General features: G+C 63.9%; 19 protein-coding genes. 2 read left to right on the top strand and 17 right to left on the bottom strand.

Annotated features, from left to right (window positions below):
• The 10 genes from GQB03_RS16645 to benA all read right to left on the bottom strand — a co-directional run.
• The coding region (locus GQB03_RS16645) for a hypothetical protein (RefSeq protein WP_159691817.1) at positions 1 to 241 on the bottom strand (241 nt) is incomplete at its 3' end.
• 60 nt (positions 242 to 301) lie between these two features.
• The gene (dmpH, locus tag GQB03_RS16650) at positions 302 to 1090 is read right to left on the bottom strand and encodes a 2-oxo-3-hexenedioate decarboxylase (RefSeq protein ID WP_159691819.1); all 789 of its coding nucleotides are present in this window, start codon (positions 1088 to 1090) and stop codon (positions 302 to 304) included.
• Positions 1091 to 1107: 17 nt separating this feature from the next.
• A complete protein-coding gene (dmpE, locus tag GQB03_RS16655) occupies positions 1108 to 1890 on the bottom strand; it encodes a 2-oxopent-4-enoate hydratase (protein ID WP_159691821.1) in 783 nt (260 codons plus the stop codon).
• 7 nt (positions 1891 to 1897) lie between these two features.
• A complete protein-coding gene (locus GQB03_RS16660; protein WP_159691823.1) occupies positions 1898 to 3358 on the bottom strand; it encodes a 2-hydroxymuconic semialdehyde dehydrogenase in 1461 nt (486 codons plus the stop codon).
• Between the two features lie 110 nt (positions 3359 to 3468).
• A complete protein-coding gene (locus tag GQB03_RS16665) occupies positions 3469 to 4416 on the bottom strand; it encodes a catechol 2,3-dioxygenase (protein WP_159691825.1) in 948 nt (315 codons plus the stop codon).
• Positions 4417 to 4794 carry a 2Fe-2S iron-sulfur cluster-binding protein gene (locus GQB03_RS16670; RefSeq protein WP_159691827.1) on the bottom strand — a complete coding sequence of 126 codons (378 nt, stop codon included), beginning with the start codon at positions 4792 to 4794 and terminating at the stop codon, positions 4417 to 4419.
• Positions 4795 to 4839: 45 nt separating this feature from the next.
• Complete coding sequence (locus tag GQB03_RS16675) at positions 4840 to 5625, bottom strand: 1,6-dihydroxycyclohexa-2,4-diene-1-carboxylate dehydrogenase (RefSeq protein ID WP_159691829.1); 786 nt, start codon at positions 5623 to 5625, stop codon at positions 4840 to 4842.
• Positions 5622 to 6635, bottom strand: a complete 1014-nt coding sequence (benC, locus tag GQB03_RS16680) for a benzoate 1,2-dioxygenase electron transfer component BenC (protein WP_159691831.1) — start codon at positions 6633 to 6635, stop codon at positions 5622 to 5624. The genes GQB03_RS16675 and benC overlap by 4 nt, the downstream gene beginning before the upstream one ends.
• Before the next feature lie 35 nt (positions 6636 to 6670).
• The gene (gene benB / locus GQB03_RS16685; protein ID WP_159691833.1) at positions 6671 to 7156 is read right to left on the bottom strand and encodes a benzoate 1,2-dioxygenase small subunit; all 486 of its coding nucleotides are present in this window, start codon (positions 7154 to 7156) and stop codon (positions 6671 to 6673) included.
• Positions 7156 to 8529: a benzoate 1,2-dioxygenase large subunit gene (gene benA, locus GQB03_RS16690; protein WP_327516924.1), complete on the bottom strand. Its 1374-nt coding sequence runs from the start codon at positions 8527 to 8529 to the stop codon at positions 7156 to 7158. Before benA ends, benB begins: the two co-directional genes overlap by 1 nt.
• Positions 8530 to 9312: 783 nt before the next feature.
• Here benA and GQB03_RS16695 point away from each other — a divergent pair.
• Entirely contained in the window at positions 9313 to 11100 is a 1788-nt protein-coding gene (locus GQB03_RS16695; protein WP_235027104.1) for a sigma-54-dependent Fis family transcriptional regulator, read from the top strand.
• A gap of 61 nt (positions 11101 to 11161) precedes the next feature.
• Here GQB03_RS16695 and GQB03_RS16700 read toward each other — a convergent pair whose 3' ends face one another.
• Positions 11162 to 12679 carry an NAD(P)H-hydrate dehydratase gene (locus GQB03_RS16700; RefSeq protein ID WP_159691837.1) on the bottom strand — a complete coding sequence of 506 codons (1518 nt, stop codon included), beginning with the start codon at positions 12677 to 12679 and terminating at the stop codon, positions 11162 to 11164.
• 68 nt (positions 12680 to 12747) lie between these two features.
• A complete protein-coding gene (locus GQB03_RS16705) occupies positions 12748 to 13632 on the bottom strand; it encodes a cation diffusion facilitator family transporter (protein WP_159691839.1) in 885 nt (294 codons plus the stop codon).
• A gap of 354 nt (positions 13633 to 13986) precedes the next feature.
• Here GQB03_RS16705 and GQB03_RS16710 point away from each other — a divergent pair, with 354 nt between their 5' ends.
• The gene (locus GQB03_RS16710; RefSeq protein ID WP_159691841.1) at positions 13987 to 15105 is read left to right on the top strand and encodes a YeeE/YedE family protein; all 1119 of its coding nucleotides are present in this window, start codon (positions 13987 to 13989) and stop codon (positions 15103 to 15105) included.
• 10 nt (positions 15106 to 15115) lie between these two features.
• Here GQB03_RS16710 and GQB03_RS16715 read toward each other — a convergent pair whose 3' ends face one another.
• From GQB03_RS16715 to GQB03_RS16735, 5 genes are all read right to left on the bottom strand, one after another.
• Positions 15116 to 15403 carry an encapsulin-associated ferritin-like protein gene (locus GQB03_RS16715; protein ID WP_159691843.1) on the bottom strand — a complete coding sequence of 96 codons (288 nt, stop codon included), beginning with the start codon at positions 15401 to 15403 and terminating at the stop codon, positions 15116 to 15118.
• A gap of 34 nt (positions 15404 to 15437) precedes the next feature.
• Positions 15438 to 16328 (bottom strand): alpha/beta hydrolase, encoded by an 891-nt coding sequence (locus tag GQB03_RS16720; RefSeq protein ID WP_159691845.1) that lies wholly within the window; start codon positions 16326 to 16328, stop codon positions 15438 to 15440.
• Entirely contained in the window at positions 16322 to 17140 is an 819-nt protein-coding gene (locus tag GQB03_RS16725; RefSeq protein WP_235027105.1) for a DUF429 domain-containing protein, read from the bottom strand. Before GQB03_RS16725 ends, GQB03_RS16720 begins: the two co-directional genes overlap by 7 nt.
• Positions 17141 to 17211: 71 nt before the next feature.
• Complete coding sequence (locus tag GQB03_RS16730) at positions 17212 to 17754, bottom strand: GNAT family N-acetyltransferase (protein ID WP_159691849.1); 543 nt, start codon at positions 17752 to 17754, stop codon at positions 17212 to 17214.
• Positions 17751 to 18494: an NYN domain-containing protein gene (locus tag GQB03_RS16735; protein ID WP_159691851.1), complete on the bottom strand. Its 744-nt coding sequence runs from the start codon at positions 18492 to 18494 to the stop codon at positions 17751 to 17753. The genes GQB03_RS16730 and GQB03_RS16735 overlap by 4 nt, the downstream gene beginning before the upstream one ends.
• Between the last annotated feature and the right edge of the window lie 59 nt (positions 18495 to 18553).

Genomic DNA, 18553 nt, shown 5'->3' on the forward strand with positions numbered 1-18553 from the left:
TGCCGTCGACGAAGTGGATGTGGTGCTCGAGCAGCAGCTTCTGCTGCTTGAGCAGCGCCGCATCGAGCATGCCCACGGGCGAGCCGCGGTAGCCCGAGACGAACATCCCGGTCTTGAGCCCGCGCCGTGCATCGGTGCGCACCTGGTCCAGCGACAGGCGCACCAGCGCATCGATGCCGCCCAGGTGGATCTCGCCGCTTTCCTTCGTGAACGTACTCGCGATGTCTTGCTTGTTTGACATGAGCGTCTCTCGTCTTCTCGTGTGGTTGCCCTGTCGGGGTTCTTGTCTGCCCGGCCGCGTTCAGACGAAGCGCATCGATACCGAGCCGAGGTCCTGGAAGCGCACGGTGACGTTGTCGCCGGCCTTGACCAGGATGGCTTCGGTGACGCCGCCGGTCATGATGAAGGTGCCGGCCGGGATCTCCTGGCCGCGCGCACCGAGGTGGTTGGCGAGCATCGCCACCGCGGCGAGCGGGTTGCCCAGCACCGCGGCGCCGGCCGCCATGGTCATCACCTCGCCATTGACTTCGAGCACCACGCCGAGCGTGCGCAGGTCAAGCTCGGACAGATCGCGCATGCGCCCGCCGATCACGAAGCGCGAGGCCGAGGTGTTGTCGGCGATCACGCTCTTGAGGTCGAACTTGAAGTCGCGGTAGCGCGAGTCGATGATCTCGACCGCCGGCACCACGAAGTCGGTGGCCGCCATCACCGCCGCGATGTGGCAGCCCGGTCCCTTGAGCGGGGCCTTGGTGACGATGCAGATCTCGGCCTCGACCTTGGGGTGGATCAGCTCGGCGGTCTTGACCTCGCCGCCGTCGGGGATCGACATGTAGTCGCTGACGAAGCCGAACACCGGCGTCTCGACGCCCATCTGCTTCATCTTGGCAAAGGAGGTGAGGCCGGCCTTGAGGCCGACGGTCTTGTTGCCGCGCGCTTCCTTGCGCCGGCGGATCTCGTCCTGGATGGCGTAGGCGTCGTCCCAGTCCATGTCCGGGTGATCGGCGGTGATCATGGTGACGTCGTGGGCCTGCAGTTCGGCCGTCTCGAGGTGTTCGGCGAGGCCGAGGATGGTGTTGTTGTCGAGCTTCATGAATGCTGTCTCCGTGCTCAGATGAATCGGACCGAGGTGCTGCCGAGGCCGCCGACGCTGCAGCTCAGGCTGTCGCCGGCCACCACCGGCACCAGCGGGGACTGCGAGCCGGACAGGATCACTTCGCCCGCCTTGAGGCCGATGCCGAGGCGCCCGAGGGTGTTGGCGAGCCAGGCCACGGCGTTCACCGGCGAGCCCTGTACCGCGGCGCCGGTCGAGGTGCTGATGATGTCGCCGTTCTTCTCGAGCACCATGCCGGCGAGCGCGAGGTCGAGATCGCGCGGACGCTTGCGCATGCCGCCGAGGGTCAGCACGCCGCACGAGGCGTTGTCCGCCACGGTGTCCTGGATCTTGATCTTCCAGTCCTTGATGCGTGAGTCGACGATCTCGAAGCAGGGCATCACGCAGTCGGTGGCGCGCAGCACGTCGGCCGCGGTGACCCCGGGGCCCATCAGGTCGTGCTTGAGGACGAAGGCGACCTCGGCCTCGGCGCGCGGGGCGATCATGCTGTCGACGCGGATCGGTTCGCCCTCGTTGAAGACCATGCCCGAGGTCATCTGGCCGAAGTCCGGCTGATTGACCTTGAGCATGTTCATGACCACCTTGCTGGTCACGCCGATCTTCTTGCCGACGATGGTCTCGCCCGCGTCGAGCCGGCGCTGGATCATGCGCAGCTGGATGCGGTAGGCGTCCTCGATGGTGATCTCGGGTTCGCGGTCGGTGAGCGGATCGATCGGGGTGCGTTCGATCAGGGCCTGGTACAGCGCGTCGCCGTAGCGTTCGATGGTTGTGGTGTCCATGTCGTCCTCAGTACTTGAGCATCACGTTGCGCAGTTCGGTGTAGAACTCGAAGGAGTGCACGCCGCCCTCGCGGCCGATGCCCGACTGCTTGGAGCCGCCGAAGGGGGTGCGCAGGTCGCGCAAGAACCAGCTGTTGATCCAGCACAGGCCGACCTCGATCTGCTTGGCGACACGGTTGGCGCGGCTGATGTCCTGGGTGTAGATCGAGGTGGCCAGGCCATAGGCGTTGTTGTTCACCTTCTCGACCACTTCCTCCTCGGTGTCGAAGGGGCTGATGTGGCAGCACGGGCCGAACACTTCCTCGATCACCACCGAGGCGGTCTCGGGCAGGCCGGTCCAGATCGTCGGCTGCACCCAGCAGCCGTCCTTGAGTTCGTCGGGCATCTCGGGAATGCCGCCGCCGGTGACGATGGTGGCGCCTTCGTCCTTGGCCTTCTGGTAGTAGGAGAGCACCTTCCTCTGGTGTTCCTTGCTGACCAGCGGGCCGATCTTGGTGTCCTCGTCGAAGGGGCGTCCGGGCTTCATGGTCTCGGCCTTCTCCTTGAGGGCCGCCACGAACTTGTCGAAGATCGGGCGCTGCACATAGACGCGCTCGGTGCCCAGGCACACCTGGCCGGCGTTCTCGAAGCACGAGCGGGTGACCGTGTCGACCGCGACCTGGAAGTCGCAGTCGGCGAACACCAGCGCGGCGTTCTTGCCGCCGAGCTCGAGCGAGACCGGGCGGATGCCGACCGCGCCGGCCTGCATGATGGCGGTGCCGGTGCGGGTCTCGCCGGTGAAGGTGATGCCGTTCACGTCCGGGTGCGAGGTCAGGAAGGCGCCGGCCGAGTCCGGACCGAAGCCATGCACCACGTTGTAGACGCCCTTGGGCACGCCGACCTTGTTCATCACTTCGCCCAGCAGCGTGGCGGTGAGCGGGGTCTCTTCGGAGGGCTTGATCACCACGGTGTTGCCGCAGGCCAGCGCCGGGCCGGCCTTCCAGGTCATCAGCAGCAGCGGCAGGTTCCACGGGCAGACCACCGCGATCACCCCGCGCGGCACGCGCACCCCGTAGGAGAGCGCGGTCTTGCCGTCGGGCGTGCGCATCTCGAAGGACTCGGTCGACATGTTCTTGATGGTGTCGGCGAAGATCTGGAAGTTGGCGGCGCCGCGCGGGATGTCCACGTGCGAGGCGAGGTGCTTGGGCTTGCCGGTGTCGGCGATCTCGGCCTGCAGGAAGTCGTCGAAGCGCCGGTTGATCTCCTTGGCGACCTCGTCGAGCATCTTCACGCGCTCGACCACCGAGAGCTTGCCCCAGGGCCCCTTGAGGGCGGCCTTGGCGGCGGCCACGGCGGCATCCGCCTCGGGCTTGCCGGCTTCGTAGATCGTGCCGATCAGCGAGTTGTCGACCGGGTTGCGATCCTCGAAGGTCTTGCCGCTGGTGTTGGTGACGAACTCACCGTTGATGAAGTTCTTGATCTCTTTCATGTTGAACGCTCGAAATGGGTGTTGTGGCGGATGGCGCGCGAAGGCCTGGGGCGTCGTTCAGGGTGCAGCGGCCGGAGACAGGCTCCGGCCGGCTGCGCCCGGGCCGCGGATCAGGTGAACACCGACAGGAAGGCTTCGTTGAGCTCGCGGTCGTGGTAGAAGATCGCGGGTCCGAGGGTCTCGTCGTACCAGGTGATGGCCGGCTTGTCCGGGTAGTGGATGTAGCCGCCCGAGAACACTTCGTTGCGGTTGCCCGAGGGGTCGAAGAAGTACACCGTCTCGCCGCGGGTGATGCCGTGGCGGGTCGGGCCGATGTCGATGCGGGTCTTGGTACGCGACAGGATGTCCGAGGCGTGCAGGACCTTCTCCCAGGAGCCCAGCTCGAACGAGGCGTGGTGAAACTTGCCCTTGACCGGCTGACGGATGAAGGCCACGTCGTGGGCCTTGTTCGAGCAGGTCAGGAAGGCGCCGATCATGAAGTCCGGGTCGGCCTTGGTCATGACCTTCTCGGCGAGGCTGAAGCCGAGCACCTCGGTGAACAGCTTGACCGTGCCGTCCAGGTCGTCGCCGTAGAGCAGGCAGTGATCGAAGCGCGACGGCGAGATGCCCTTCAGGCCGTCGGGCCACGGGTCGGGGTTCACGTTGGGGCCGTCGGTGCCGCAGTTGTTGCCGACGTAGTCCTTCTCGGCGTAGAGCTCCATCACGTGGCCGGTCGGCACGGTGAAGCGGAAGCGCTCGCCGGTGTGCAGGTGCTCGCCCGCCGGGATCCACTGGGTGTCGGTGGCAAGCCCGGAGCGCTCGATGTCGGCCGCGAGCTTCTTGAGGGTGGCCGGCGAATCGACCTTCCAGCCCATGTAGTCCATGCCGGCTTCGTCGGCTTCGCGCAGCACCACGCTGTGGTGGTCATGCTCGTCCCAGGCCTTGAGATAGACGCGATCGGATGCGTCGCGGCCCATCTCGGTGAGGCCGAGGATGTCCTTGTAGTGTTTGAGTGCAGGCGCCATCTCGAGCACGCGGATTGCCACGTGTCCCGGGCGCAGTACGCCAGTGAGTGCCATTCATGTCTCCTTGTCAGGGTTAACCACTTGCACCGTCGCGCGAAAATCGAAACTGAACGCGGTGCTTCTGCGGGCGACGATGGCGCGAACCATCTTGCCCACCACTTCAATCGTGAGGTCGCTGCGCGGGTAGAGCTTGCAGGCCAGCACGCAGCCGCTGGCCTCCTCTTCCTGCCCGCACACCGCACGGCTCATCTTGCGGGTGACGTAACGGCCCGCCGTCACCCGTACCTTGCACACCCCGCACCCGCCGTTGCAGCAGCCGATCGGGATGTCCTTGCGACGCAGCTGGTCCGAGGCCGCGTGAAGCACGTTGTCTTCCTCGTCGCAACCGAACTCCTCGCCCGTGTGAACAATCGTGATCCGGTGCTGTGGCATGTCGCTATCTCGCCTTTCAATGCCGGGTAAGCACGGCAGGCTGCCTTAACCAAGATCTCCGCCGCCCACGGGCAGCACGGAGCCAGTGATGTAGGACGACTCGTCGGAGGCGAAGAAAAGGATCGGCGCCACCTGTTCATCGATCGAGCCGTAGCGGTGCATCAGGCTCGATTCCTTGGTCTGGTCGACGATGGCCTGGTACCAGGTTTTCTCCTTGCGGCTTTGCTCGGCGGCGTTGCGGGGAATCTTGCGCGGCGGTGCGTCGGTGCCACCGGGGGCGGTGGCATTGATGCGAATGCCGTTTTTCGCCTGTTCCATCGCGATCGATGCGGTCAGGGCGTTCACCCCGCCCTTGGCTGCCGCATACGGCACACGGTGGATGCTGCGGGTGGCGATCGACGAGACGTTGACGATCACGCCCTTCTTCTTCTTGACCATGAAGGGCAGCACCGCCCGGCAGCACCACAGGGTCGGAAACAGCGAGCGCCGGATCTCGGCCTCGATCTGCGCTTCCTCGTAGTGCTCGAACGGTTTTGCCCAGATCGTGCCGCCGACGTTGTTGATCAGCACGTCGACGCGCTTGAATCGGGTCAGACATTCGGCTACGACCGCTTCGGCGCCGGCGTACTTCTCGAGATCCGCCTGGAAGGCGGCTGCCTTGCCGCCCGCCGCAACGATTTCGTCCACCACCTCGCGGACGATATCGGCACGGTCGACCGCCAGTACCGTGCCGCCTTCCGCGGCGATCGACATGGCCACGCCGCGGCCGATACCCTGTGCCGCGCCGGTGACGATCAGTACTTTATTTACGAAACGGTCCGCGCCGCTCATGCCGGCACCTCGCTTGATGACGAGAACTTCTCGAACAGGAAGTTCTTCGGCGAGATGCCGACACCGGCCATCCACTTGCGCACGCCTTCGACCATCGGCGGTGGCCCGCAGACATAGACGTCGACGTTGCCATCGTGGAGGTCGTCGGCGGACAGGTGGTTGGTGACGTAGCCGATCTTCGGATGACCGCTTTCGGGATCGACCACGCAGGTGAAGAAATCGAAGTCATGCAGTGCCGCCTTGAGCGCTGCAAGCGCTTCGAGCTCCACCAGGTCGGCGTTGGTGTTGACTCCGTAGGCGAGGCGTATCGGCTGGGTGGTGGGATTCTCCTTCAGCCACAGCAGCATCGACAGGAACGGCGCCAGTCCGGTGCCGCCCGCCAGCATCAGGATCGGACGCTCGACCGGGCGCAGATAGAAGCTGCCATACGGCCCGCTGAACATGATGAAGTCATCGACCTGCGCCTTGTGCCGCATGTAGGTGCTCATCAGTCCGTCCGGTACGTCGCGGATCAGGAAGGCGAGCTCGTTCCGGTTCGGCGCGGAGCTGAACGAGAACGAGCGCGTTTCCTTGCTCCCGGGTACTTGCAGGTTGACGTACTGCCCGGGCAGGAACGAAACCGGCACTTCCGATTCCAGGCAGAACGAGACCGTGGTCGGCGAGTTGCGATCGATGCTGGACATCTTCGCGCCGTAGGTGCCGACCTCGGTCTTGCAGGCGGCGGACGAAGCTGGAACACGCACGACACAGTCCGACGTAGGCTTCATCTGGCAGGTGAGTACATAGCCTTCCGCGGCCTCATCGTCGGTCAGCGCGTCCTCGATGTAGACACCCATCTCGAACGTGCCGCTTTCGCAATGACACTTGCAGGTACCACAGGCGCCGTCGCGACAATCGAGCGGGATGTTGATCTTCGCCCGGTAGGCGGCGTCGCAGACAAGTTCGTCCGCTTCGCAGGGGATGATCCGGGTCACCCCGTCCTCGAACTGCAGTGCAATGTTGTACGACATGAAATCCTCCTTCTCCGTCTGCTGCCCGTTGGTGCTCAGATGTGATAGATGTCGAGCAGGTGATGGATGTAGTCGTTTTTCAGGACCACGTGCTTGCGCTTGATCAGCGGCTTTTCCCCGGTGGTGTCGAGGGTGTAGCGCGAGGTGCCGAAATACACGTCGACGATGTCGTAGCGGAAGCTGTGGGTAGTCCAGTTGAAGGTCAGCTCACAACCGTTCTCGTCCTGCGAGAGGATTTCGAGGTTGCTGATCGCGTGCCCGGTGCGGGTGTCCGGCGTCGATGCGCTGGAGCGGTCGGTCTCGATGCGGAAGACGCGATCCTCGAGACCCTGTTTGGTCGGGTAGTAGATCAGCGAGACTTCGTTGTGCGGGTCCGTGGTGAGCTTGTCGTCGTCGTCCCACGACGGCATGTAGAACTCGACGTCGGGCGCGTAGCACGCCAGCCAGTCGGACCAGCGCTGCTCGTCCAGGGCGCGCGCCTCCTGGTAGAGGAAGGTTTGAATGTCGTTGTAGGAAAGCATTACTTTTCTCCGCTGGCTTGTTCGGCTGCGTAAGCCTTTTTCATGGTTTCGAGCCAATATTCGTGCTGACCGATGTAGAGGCCTTCGTCCTCTGTCTTGACGCAGCTCAGCTCGGGTTTCAGGCCGATGAGATCGGCAGTCTCGTCAGGGCCGCGGACCCAGTGGGTGGCGCCGCGACTCAGGTCGTTCCACTTCACCGCGCGCGCTTCGAAGCCGTGCTGGCAGGAACGGAATTCCTCGAGATCGTCGGGGGTGGCCATGCCGGTCGCGTTGAAGAAGTCTTCGTACTGGCGCAGGCGACGCTGACGTGCCTCTGCGGGTTCGCCCTTGGGCGCGATGCAGTAGATCGTTGCCTCGCTCTTGTTGACCGAGATCGGACGGACCACGCGGATCTGCGAGCTGAACTGGTCCATCAGGTAGACGTTCGGGTAGAGGCACAGATTGCGGGACTTGCGCAGCATCCAGTCGGTACGCGCTTCACCGAACTTTTCGATCCACTCTTCGCGCTTGGAGTACAACGGACGGTCTTCGGGGTTGGACCAGTTGGTCCACAGCAGGATGTGGCCGTGCTTGAACGAGTAGGAGCCGCCGCCTTGCTGCGCCCATTTGCCGGCGTTCATTGCCTTGACGTTGTCGACCTTGCCGTCGGCGCTGCGTCGGCTGGTGGTGGCCGCGTAGTTCCAATGCACCGCTGAGACGTGATAACCGTCCGCACCGTTTTCGGCCTGGAGTTTCCAGTTGCCGTCATACGTATAGGTCGACGTGCCGCGCAGAACCTCGATGCCCTCGGGCGACTGGTCAACGATCATGTCGATGATCTTGGCCGCTTCGCCGAGATGCTCTTCGAGCGGCACGACGTCGGGATTTACGCTGCCGAACAGGAAACCGCGATAGCTCGCGAATGCGCCCAGCTTGTGCATGTCGTGACTGCCTTCGCAGTTGAAGCTCGGCGGATAGCCCGCTTCAGGCGTCTGATCCTTGACTTTCAGGAGCTTGCCCTTGTTGTTGAAGGTCCAGCCATGGAACGGGCAGGTGAAGCTCGATTTGTTGCCTTTCTTGTGGCGGCACAGGATTGCGCCACGGTGAGTACAGGTATTGGCCAGGGCGTTGAGCTCACCGTCCTTGCTGCGCGTGATCACGACCGGCTGGCGCCCGATATACACGGTCAGGTAGTCGTTCACGTTGGGAATCTGGCTTTCGTGCGCGAGATAGACCCAGTTGCCCTCGAAGATGTATTTCATCTCCAGTTCGAACAATTGCTCGTCGGTGAAAGCCGACCGGTCGAGCCGGTAGTTGTGGCTGGCGGGGTCGTCTTCGAGCATTGCCTCGAGTTTTTTCAGATTCGCCGAATTGTCTTGCTGTATCTGGATCACGTTCGTCTCCTGTGTGCTGAGTGAATCGAATCTCCGCCTGTTCGGGCGTCATGCATGTGCGGTTTCTCGAGGCCGAGCTGGTCCGCCGGCCGGGGCGCGCGAACGCTCCGGTCGTATGTCTCTCTGAAAGGGGGGAAGGGCGGGCTGCTATTCCGGCCCGCGCGAGCGCCGGCCCTGGGGCGGATCTCGCAGGAATCTGCTTTTTGTCACTTCGTTTCTCCTCCTCGTCATCGACTGCTTTTGCAATCTGCGGTGCGATCGGGCCCCGTCCCGGGCTTCGCGTTGCGAAGTCCGGGACGGGATGTCGCGCCTCGTTTGTGGAGGGCTTAAAGCACTTCCCGTGCCAAGTTTTTCACGGTGGTGTCGCTACGGGTGGCGGGCAACGCGTTTCAGCAGTAATCTCGAGACTTTAGGTGATTCAGGTCGGGAATTCCGAACCAGGGGCACGGAGTGTTTGGCGCATCGATGACGTTGATCGATGAATCAAATGATTTAGGGGCAGTGCAGCATCGGCGCTGGCTGTGAAGCAAATGGTTCACGGCCGAACCGGGTTCGAAACTGCGCAGAGTCGTCGTTGTCCGTATTGGCAGCAGGCTTGGGGTCAAGGGCTTCGGCCATTGACTGGTACGCCACGTGCTTGCTCCAGAGGAGGACGAGAACTAGAAGAACGGGCCCGATGGCCCGATGGAGACGAGATGATTTTTCAAGCGAAATCATGTCTTTCGGGTGAGCGCCATGGGAACGGATAGTCGTGTCCCGCCCCTTCCGCGAGGGCATCTTCCAGTGGTGCCGCCAGGTAGCCAGAAGATCGACAAGGTGCGTTTCCCCGACCTCGCCGATCTGCTCGCGCGGCTGCATTTTTCCACCAGCGATGGTCGCATCTGGCTGGACGAGCAGCGTATGCTGCTGGTCCATGCGTCGGCGCTTGGCACCCTGCGCAAGGAGATGATCGAGACGCTAGGGCTCGACGTGGCGCGCGGATTCCTGACGCGGATGGGCTACCACTCCGGTGTTCAGGACGCGCAGATGGCCCGTCGTGTGCGCTCGAACGCAACCGTCAAGGACACCTTCATCGTCGGCCCCCAGATGCATTGTCTCGAGGGGATCGGGCTGTCGGAGGCCGTACGGCTTGAGTTCGACGTCGAGAAAGGTACCCACTACGGGGAGTTTCTCTGGACCAGCCCGGTCGAGGACGAAGAACATACACGGCATTTCGAGATCGGTACCGAGCCCGCATGCTGGATGCAGATCGGCTATGCGTCGGGCTTCTCGACGGAGTTCATGGGTCGTCCGGTGTTGTACCGCGAAGTGGAGTGTCAGTCGATGGGACAGCCGGCGTGTCGCATCGTCGGCAAACTGATCGAGGAGTGGGGTGACGACGCACTCGAGGATCTTCGGTATCTCATGCCGGGTGCGGTCGCGGGTGGTTTCGCTTCGAGCGGCGGCCGGCCGGCCAGTGGCATGCTGCCCACCGCCGGAGAGGTGGGCGACAAGCATGATGCGGTGGGGATCTCTCCGGGCTTCAATGCGGCCATGCATATGGTCAGAAAAGTCGCGCCGACCCAGGCCACCGTGCTCTTTCTCGGCGAAAGCGGGGTCGGCAAGGAGGTATTCGCCCGTACCCTGCATCGTTTCAGCGCGCGCAGCGACAAACCCTTCATCGCTCTTAACTGTGCCGCGATTCCCGAACAGCTCATCGAGTCGGAACTGTTCGGTGTTGAGCGGGGCGCTTTCACCGGTGCCACGCAAAGCCGTGCGGGACGATTCGAGCGCGCCGACGGCGGGACCCTCTTTCTGGACGAGATCGGCACCTTGAGCCTCGATGCCCAAGGCAAGCTGCTGCGCGCCCTTCAGGAGGGCGAGGTGGAGCGTGTAGGCGATTCGAGCATCCGGGACATCGACGTACGGGTCATCGCGGCAACCAATGTCGATTTGCGCGCCGAGGCCCGGGCGGGCCGTTTTCGTGAGGATCTGTTCTTCAGGCTCAACGTGTTCCCGATCCGCATCCAGCCACTGCGTGAGCGGCGTGAGGACATCCCGCTGTTGATGACGCACTTTCTCGCCAGATTCAATCGTCGGCATGGGCGGCGCTTGACCGGTTTCACGCAGCGCGCGGTGGATGCGATGCTGTCGTACGACTGGCCGGGCAACATCCGCGAGATGGAGAACGTCATCGAGCGAGGCGTGATTCTTGCCGCCGACAACACCGCGATAGATTCACCCCATCTATTCACCTGTGGCGAGGAAATCGTCAACCAGTGCTTTGAACTCGACAGAAAAGGTCGATTGGTTGCGAAGGATCCAAAGGCCTATATCGACGATGAGGACCTCGATGCGGATGTGGAACGCATCTATCACAGGGTCAACGTGTTGCTCAGCCCCGGTGAGTGCAAGGACGATGATGCCGAACGGGAAGGGGTGTCGCTGGACGACATCGAAACCATGCTGCTGCGTAAGGCGATCGACAAGGCGCAGGGAAACGTCGCCGCGGCTGCTCGCCTGCTGGGCATCACCCGGCCACAAATGGTCTATCGCTTGAAGAACCGTGGAATCGCCCATCGTGGCGGGTAGTGACCGGACGATCGCACGGTAACCGGTTACCCGTTACCGCGCGATCGGGAGTCCGCCCGGCTCATCGAGGTATGTTGGTGTGTGCTGCATGCCCGTAGAGCCAGCCGTTCAGGATGCGCCGCGCAGCGGGGGAAATCTCGCCGGCCAGCAGACCGACCGGTCCGCAGCCTTCGGCAGCGAGCAGGTCGGCCGCGAGTCCATGCATGTGGGCCGCCGCGATGAGCGCGGGTTCGGTCGGCCAGCGCTGTGCGAGCAGTGCGGCGATCAGTCCGCTGAGCACATCGCCCATGCCTGCAGTCGCCATTCCCGGGTGCCCGCTGCCGTTGATCCACCAGCGTCCATCAGGAATTGCGATCAGGCTGCCGCAGCCTTTCAGCAGTGCCAGGCAGTTGAAACGCCGCGCAAGGGCCTGCGCCGAGGCAAGCCGATCCGATTGAATACTGGCGGCTTCGGTTTCCAGCAGTCGGGCCGCTTCGGCGGGATGCGGCGTGATGATTGCAGGGCTCGGGCGTGCCCGTAGTCGCTGGGCGAGCTGGGGCCTGGCTGCGACCAGATTCAGGGCGTCCGCATCGAGGATCAACTCCGGCGCCGTCGCGATCAGCGTATCGAGCAGCGCCGCTGCCTGCGGACTTTGTCCGAGGCCCGGCCCGACGGCGACCGTGCCGCCCAGGTGCGGGGCCTGCTCCGCCGGGCGCAGCATCAGTTCCGGCTGCAGCGGATCAAGCTGTGGTGCTCCAGGCGCCAGCATGCAGACGAAGACCCGGCCTGCGCCGACGTGGAGGGCTGCCCGCCCGGCCAGCAAGGCTGCACCGGTCATCCCGGTATCTCCACCGACGATGACCACGTCGCCGTAGCTACCCTTGTGGCTGTTGCGGCGGCGCCGGACGAGGCGACTCGAAAATGCCGCTGGCGTGATCTCTCGCCCGCGTGGCGCCACCGCCGCCTCGGCGTCAATCGCGAGTGCGGCAAGCGTGATCCGACCGCAGTGATCAGGGCCGTCGAGCGTCAGCAGTCCCGGCTTCAGTGCAATGAAGCTAATCGTATGGGTCGCTTCGAAGGCGGTCCCGAGCACGCGACCGGTGTCAGCGTCGAGACCGCTCGGGATGTCCAGCGCAAGGCGCGGCGCATCGAGCCGGTTGAGCTGTTCGATCAGGCCTGCGAGGTGCCCCTCGAGCGGCCGTTGCAAACCGATGCCGAACAACGCGTCGACCACCAGGCCCCAGCCCTCCGGTGGCGTCAGGGGGAGCGTCTCCTTACAGGTCCCGCCTGCCTCAAACCAGGCGGCCAGCGCCTTTGCGGCATCGGCCGGCAGACGGTCGGGTTTGCCCGTGAGGAGCACATGTACCGAGAATCCGGCCTTGAGCAGGTGACGTGCGAGGACGAATCCGTCGCCGCCGTTGTTTCCGGGGCCACAGGAGATCAGGACCGGGCGCCGGTCCTGTGCCAGCAGGCGCAGGGCGAGGTCTGCCGCAGCCCGGCCGGCACGTTCCATGAGCGAAGGTGTCGCGGATTCGAGATGATGCGCCTCGATTGCACGAATGTCGGCGACGCAGTAGATCGGCCTCGCAGATGTAAACATGGCATGCCTTTCGGGGTGCGAAGGCATTCATTCTACCCGTCCGACTTTGCGCCGGAGCCGCTTGAATTTCAGGCCGCCGGTGGCTTCGACAGACCCGATGAGGCAGGCTCGATGTGGGTCACCAGTTCGATGCCATGCACCCGTGCCCCGACTGCCGCCTCGATCCGGTCCGCGATATCGTGGGCCCGGCGGACCGACCACTCGTCCGGAACCCTTAACGTGACCGCGGCAAAGCGTTGATGCCCTGCCAGCCGGGTACGCAGTTCAACATGAGCGACCTGGTCGCCCGCAAAGCCGTCCAGGACTTCCCGGATGGTCCGCTCTTCGTCTGCGGGGATGGCGCGATCCATCAGCCCGTCCGCAGCGCCGCGAACCAGATGAAGCGCCTCGCGCAGGATGTTCAGGCCGACCCCGATGGCAATCAGGGGGTCGAGCCACAGCCAGCCGGTCATCGCCACGGCGACGAGGCCAAGCACGACGCCTACCGAGGTCCACACGTCGGTCATCAGGTGGCGCGCATCGGCTTCGAGCGCGATCGAGCGATGTTGCACGGCAGCGCGTTTGAGGGTGCGGGCAACCCCGAAATTGATCAGCGTGGAGACGAGTGAAAATCCAAGCCCGATGTCGAGCGCCTCCAGCGGTCGCGGATTCAGCAGGCGATCGATCGCGGTGAAGATGATCGCACCGGCTGCGCCGAGAATCAGCAGTCCCTCGAAGCCGGACGAAAAATATTCGGCCTTGCCGTGACCGAAAGGGTGGTTGCGGTCGGCGGGCATGCGTGCGACCGAAACCATCCACAAGGCGAAGGTCGCGCCGGCGAGATTGACGAAGGACTCCATCGCGTCGGAAAGCAGGCCGACCGACCCGGTGATCCACCAGGCGAGCATCTTGAGTGCGATGGTGGCGATTGCGGCGGCAATCGAGAGCTGCATGAAACGGGCAGGATTGGACATGTTCGGTCAGGATGGACTTTGAATGGCGTGCGCACTATAGCCGAGTCGCGTCTTCGACCGAAGAGACGGGCGCGCGCGATTACCCATGCGGGTGACGTCCGCCGCATCGTCAGGACGCGATTCCGGCCGGGTTGAGCGTTGTCAACCACGAGGGCAGGACGGTAGTGTATAAGAATGCACTAAATTGCTGCTTCTCCTCCCGGCCAGGAGAGGCGCCAGCGCCCGGTGGCGGGGTGGGGTCCCACGGCCCAATGCCAATCTGCCAGGCCTGCACCAACGAAGCGCGTTGCCGTCGAACCCCCGCGGAAACCAAACGCGACGCAGAACATTCGGGCCGGCGTGCTGGAGAGAGACATGGACTGGATAAGCCTGATGGAAGCCGTGGGCGAGCAGCGTCTGCTTGCTGCCGGAGGTCTCCTGATCGGTCTGGCGTTTGGATACTTCGCTCAGCGATCGCGGTTCTGTCTGCGCTCCGCGACCATCGAGGTGAGTCGGGGTGTGCTTGGGGCGAAGCTGTCGGTGTGGCTCTTTGCCTTTTCTGCAGCGGTGGTGATGAGCCAGGCAATGATGCTTTTCGGCGCGCTGGATGTCTCCTCCGCCCGTCAGCTTACCGCGCGCGGGAGTCTCTCCGGTGCCGCGATCGGCGGCCTGCTGTTCGGCATCGGGATGGTGCTCGCCCGCGGATGCGCCAGTCGGCTGCTGGTATTGGCGGCGAACGGCAATCTGAGGGCGCTGTTGTCCGGGCTGGTCTTCGCGGTGACCGCCCAGTCGGCGCTAGATGGTGCGCTCTCGCCGCTGCGTCAGTGGATCAGCACATGGTGGACGATCGAGGGGTCGGCACGGGACATGCTGGCGTGGTTTGGTGCGGGTCACCTCGGTGGTCTGCTTTTCGGCATGGCATGGCTTGCCCTTGCGGCAGTGCTGGCGATACGCCACCGCCTCGGCGTGTGGGGCTGGCTCGGCAGCGTTGGTGTCGGCCTCATGGTTGCTGCCGGCTGGTGGTTTACCTTTCAGATGTCGGCACGGGCCTTCGAGCCGGTGACCGTGCAGAGTCTGTCTTTCACCGGTCCCTCCGCCGGTCTGTTGATGCGGGTTCTGACGCCACCCGATCAGACCTGGAACTTTGATTTCGGCCTCGTCCCCGGCGTCTTTCTCGGTTCCTTCCTTGCGGCATGGTTTGCCGGCGAGTTGAAGCTGGAAGGCTTTCAGGGCGGTGCAAGCATGCGCCGCTACATCGTCGGGGCGCTGGCGATGGGAATGGGCGGGATGCTCGCCGGAGGCTGTGCGGTCGGCGCAGGCGTGTCCGGGGCGGCGGTGTTCACCGTCACGGCGTGGGTGACTCTGGGAGCGATGTGGCTTGGCGCGGCGCTGACCGACTGGCTGGTCGACCGCCGCGGGGCAACCGATCCGACCGTCGCAGCGCCGATCCTGCCGGTGGCTGGCGTCGACCCGGTGCCCGAGGCGCCGACCTGATCCGGCGGCCTTACCCGTGCGCGATGGGTTTGTCGGTAAACAGATAGTCGCGTAGTTCGTGGTCGAAACGCTTGTCCTTGCGACGGATCCACTCGAGCACCATTGCCGCATGCTCTTTTTCCTCGTCGCGGTTGTGGGCGAGAATCGCCTTGAGCTCCGCGTCCTTGCAGGCATCGACGCGCTGGTTGTACCAGTCCACCGCTTCGAGTTCTTCCATCAGCGAGACGATTGCGCGATGCATGTCGCGTGTTTCGTCGCTAAGTTCATCGATCGGCTCGTGGTAGCCTTCGCTCGCCATGGGAATGCTCCTGTGTTGTGGATGGGGTTCCACTCTAGTCAAGACCGGCGGTTGCTTCAATGCTTCCTTCGGGTTCCGGCATCGCGTTCCGCAGAAAGCGCAACAGTGCGTCGTAATGGTGATCGAGTGCGGCAAGCTCGTCGTGGCGGCCGGGCGTGAGCATCAACCGCGATGGCACGCCCGCCGCAGCAAGGATGCGTCGCGCATCGGACAGCGGCACGGTTTCATCGTGCTCGCCGTGGATCAGGAGGAGCGGGCTGCGCAGCCGGGTGACGGTGTCGATCGGCGCGATCTGGTCGAAGCGATGGCCGATGATCCATTCGACGTAATGGAGTGCATACCAGCCGAGCGGCGCGTAAGGGATGCGACGGCTGGAAAGCCAGCGTTGCATCATCTCGCGAGGATGGGCGAAAGCGGCGATGCTGACGACAGCGGCAATATCCGGCTGGCGCGAGGCTGCGAGCAGCGCAGCTGCGGCCCCGACCGAGTGACCGAGCACGGCGATCCGGGCGGGGTCGCTCTCCTTCCGGATCGTCAGCCAGGCAAATGCGGCGGAAAGATCTTCAGCGAAGCGCGGCATCGACGAAAAGGTGTCGCCGTCACTGTTTCCGTGGTTGCGCGCGTCGATCATCAATACCGCGTATCCGGCCGCATGCAATGGCGGGGCGAGCGGCAGCATCATGCCCGCGTTTCCGCCCCAGCCGTGCAGCACGATGATGGCGGGCGCGGGCCCGGTGCGAGCCGCCGGGATGAGCCAGCCGAACAGTGAGCGCGATCGTGCTGTCGGAATGCGCACTTCCTCGAAGCGCAGGCCGAAGCAGTCAGGGGCCGTCGTTTCCGCTATGCGCGGTGCGCGCAGGCTGCGGTGCAGTAGCCAGTGGGCCAGGCCGAGCAGGGTCAGCAGGGCAAGGATGCAGATCAGCATTGCGATGGCACGCCGGCAATCCAGCCTTCGAGCGGATCGAATTGCGCAGGCAAGCCAAAATTGCGATCGCCACGGATCGCCGCCCAAGCGCCCTGGACCAGGGCCAGCAATGCGTCGAGCCGGTCGCCGCGGGCATCGTCGGTGAGAAGTTGGCGCTGCTCGCGAGTGAGTCTCACCGGCAGTGAAAGCATATGCGTACCGGCTTCGACCGCATCGAGGATTTGTCTGCGGGTGGCGTGGCGGGCCGGGGTCTGCTTCGCGCGCTCGTCGCTCTTGTATGGGGCGGTATTGATCGAGCGGGCGAGAAACCCTGGGTAGGCCTCGAGGGCGTTTCGGGTCGGGTCGCCGGCGAACATCCCGGGTATGGAGATGTTCGCGTCGAGAAGGCGAGGGGCGCCCTCGAGGAACATCAGGCCGACGGGAGGATTCACGAGCTTCAACGGGCTGTGCGAACCCGCGTGGCTGTCAACCGCGCGATGTGCGTAGCGCCTGCCGTATGGTCGTGTCTGGCGGTAGGCATCCAGGCTTGCACGGAACGAGGTTCGGCCGATCTGCCGGCAATGCCGCACCAGTGAAGGCCAGTCGTCAGGCCAGCCAAGATCGATCACGGCCTCGCGGGGCAGACCAAAAGGAAAATCGAAGGCACCGAGCCAGGGGCCGGGCCGACGCAGCAGGGTATCAAAGGCCTGCCAGTCGACGCAGTCCTCTAGCGTGAGCAGATGCAGTGCCCCGTCGACGAAGCGGCCCGTAGCCACGGTGATTGGTTTGTGCCTGCACGGGGCGGAGGTGAAGTCGACGCCCAGCAGGCTCATGTCCGGGTTCATGTGGATACCGGTGGTTGCCCTTGCGGGCCGTGTCCCGTTCGGTACGACGGATGCGGTCCCTACGGCTTGGCAAGCGTTACGGGTGCCGGCCACACATAGCGGATCGCAGGCACGCTGCCCGTTCCGTCCGGAAGGCTTTCAGGAACGCAACTCTCGGCATGCCCGCCAAGACGCTCGTAGAAACGTCTTGCGCCCGCACTCGCTTCGAAAACCAGCAGATGCAAGGCCTTGTCCGGTGCGACCTCGAGGACACGCGCGATACCGACGCGCATCAGCGCGTCGCCGAGACCACGGCCGCACAGGCGGGGGTCTACGTGAAGATTGTCGAGCCGGGTGCCCCACACCGGATCGGCGTCGAGCTCGAAGCAGATGAAGCCGTGCAGTCCGTCTCGCGCTTCTGCGACGAAGGTGAGGAAGCGCGGGTCCCCGTCGGCGAGTCGGTGCCGCCAGACGGCATGGCGCTCTTCGAAAACGGGGCCGTCCAGATAAGTGTCGGACATGATGCCGCGATTGCTGGCTCGCCAGCTTCTCGCGTGGAGTTGGGCAATGGCGTCCGCATCGCTCTCGCGTGCCGGACGCAGGATCGGTTCCAGGTGGCTCATTGATTCTGCTTTCGATTGCCGCGCTTGTCGCGCAGATAAAGATGATTGCCACGGCGCTCGGTTTCAAACAGGCCGATGGCCTCGATCAGATCACTCAGTTTCTTGTAACCAAAGTTGCGCTGATCGAACGAGGTCTGATTGCCGATGTGCGAGCCGACCGCCGAAAGGGGGGCCCAGCCATCGTCGTCGTCGCAGGCTCCGACCGCATTGCGCAGCAGATTGACGAGCTTTGCGTCGCCACGGAGTTCCTTGCCGGGGCGCGGTGTCTCGTCGATCTCGACGGTTTCGCTCTCGACGGGCTGCGGGGTGCCGATATTCTCCAGATACAGGAATCTCGAACATGCATTCACGAATGGCGACGGAGTCTTCTTCTCGCCGAACCCATACACCTTGAGACCGTTTGCGCGTATGCGCATCACCAGCGGCGTGAAATCGGAGTCGGACGACGCGAGGCAAAAGGCATCGAGTTTCTGCGTGTACAACAAGTCCATGGCATCGATGATCATTGCGGCGTCGGTGGCGTTCTTGCCCTTCGTATAGGCGAACTGCTGCATCGGCTGGATGGCATAGTCGTGCAACACGTCTTCCCAACTCTTGAGACCGTGGCTCTTCCAGTTTCCATAGGCACGGCGGATGTTGGTGACCCCGTACTTGGCCAGTTCGTCGAGTATCACCTCGATCTTCGCGGCCGGACAATTGTCTGCATCGATCAGCAAGGCGATGCGGTTTTCCGTCTCCATCGCGGATGTTCCTCCCGTGGTGAGGCGCGATGATGAGGCTTTTGCGGGCGGTCGCCAAG

The organism is Cognatazoarcus halotolerans (assembly GCF_009800965.1).
In the GTDB taxonomy this organism is placed as follows: Bacteria; Pseudomonadota; Gammaproteobacteria; order Burkholderiales; family Rhodocyclaceae; genus Cognatazoarcus; species Cognatazoarcus halotolerans.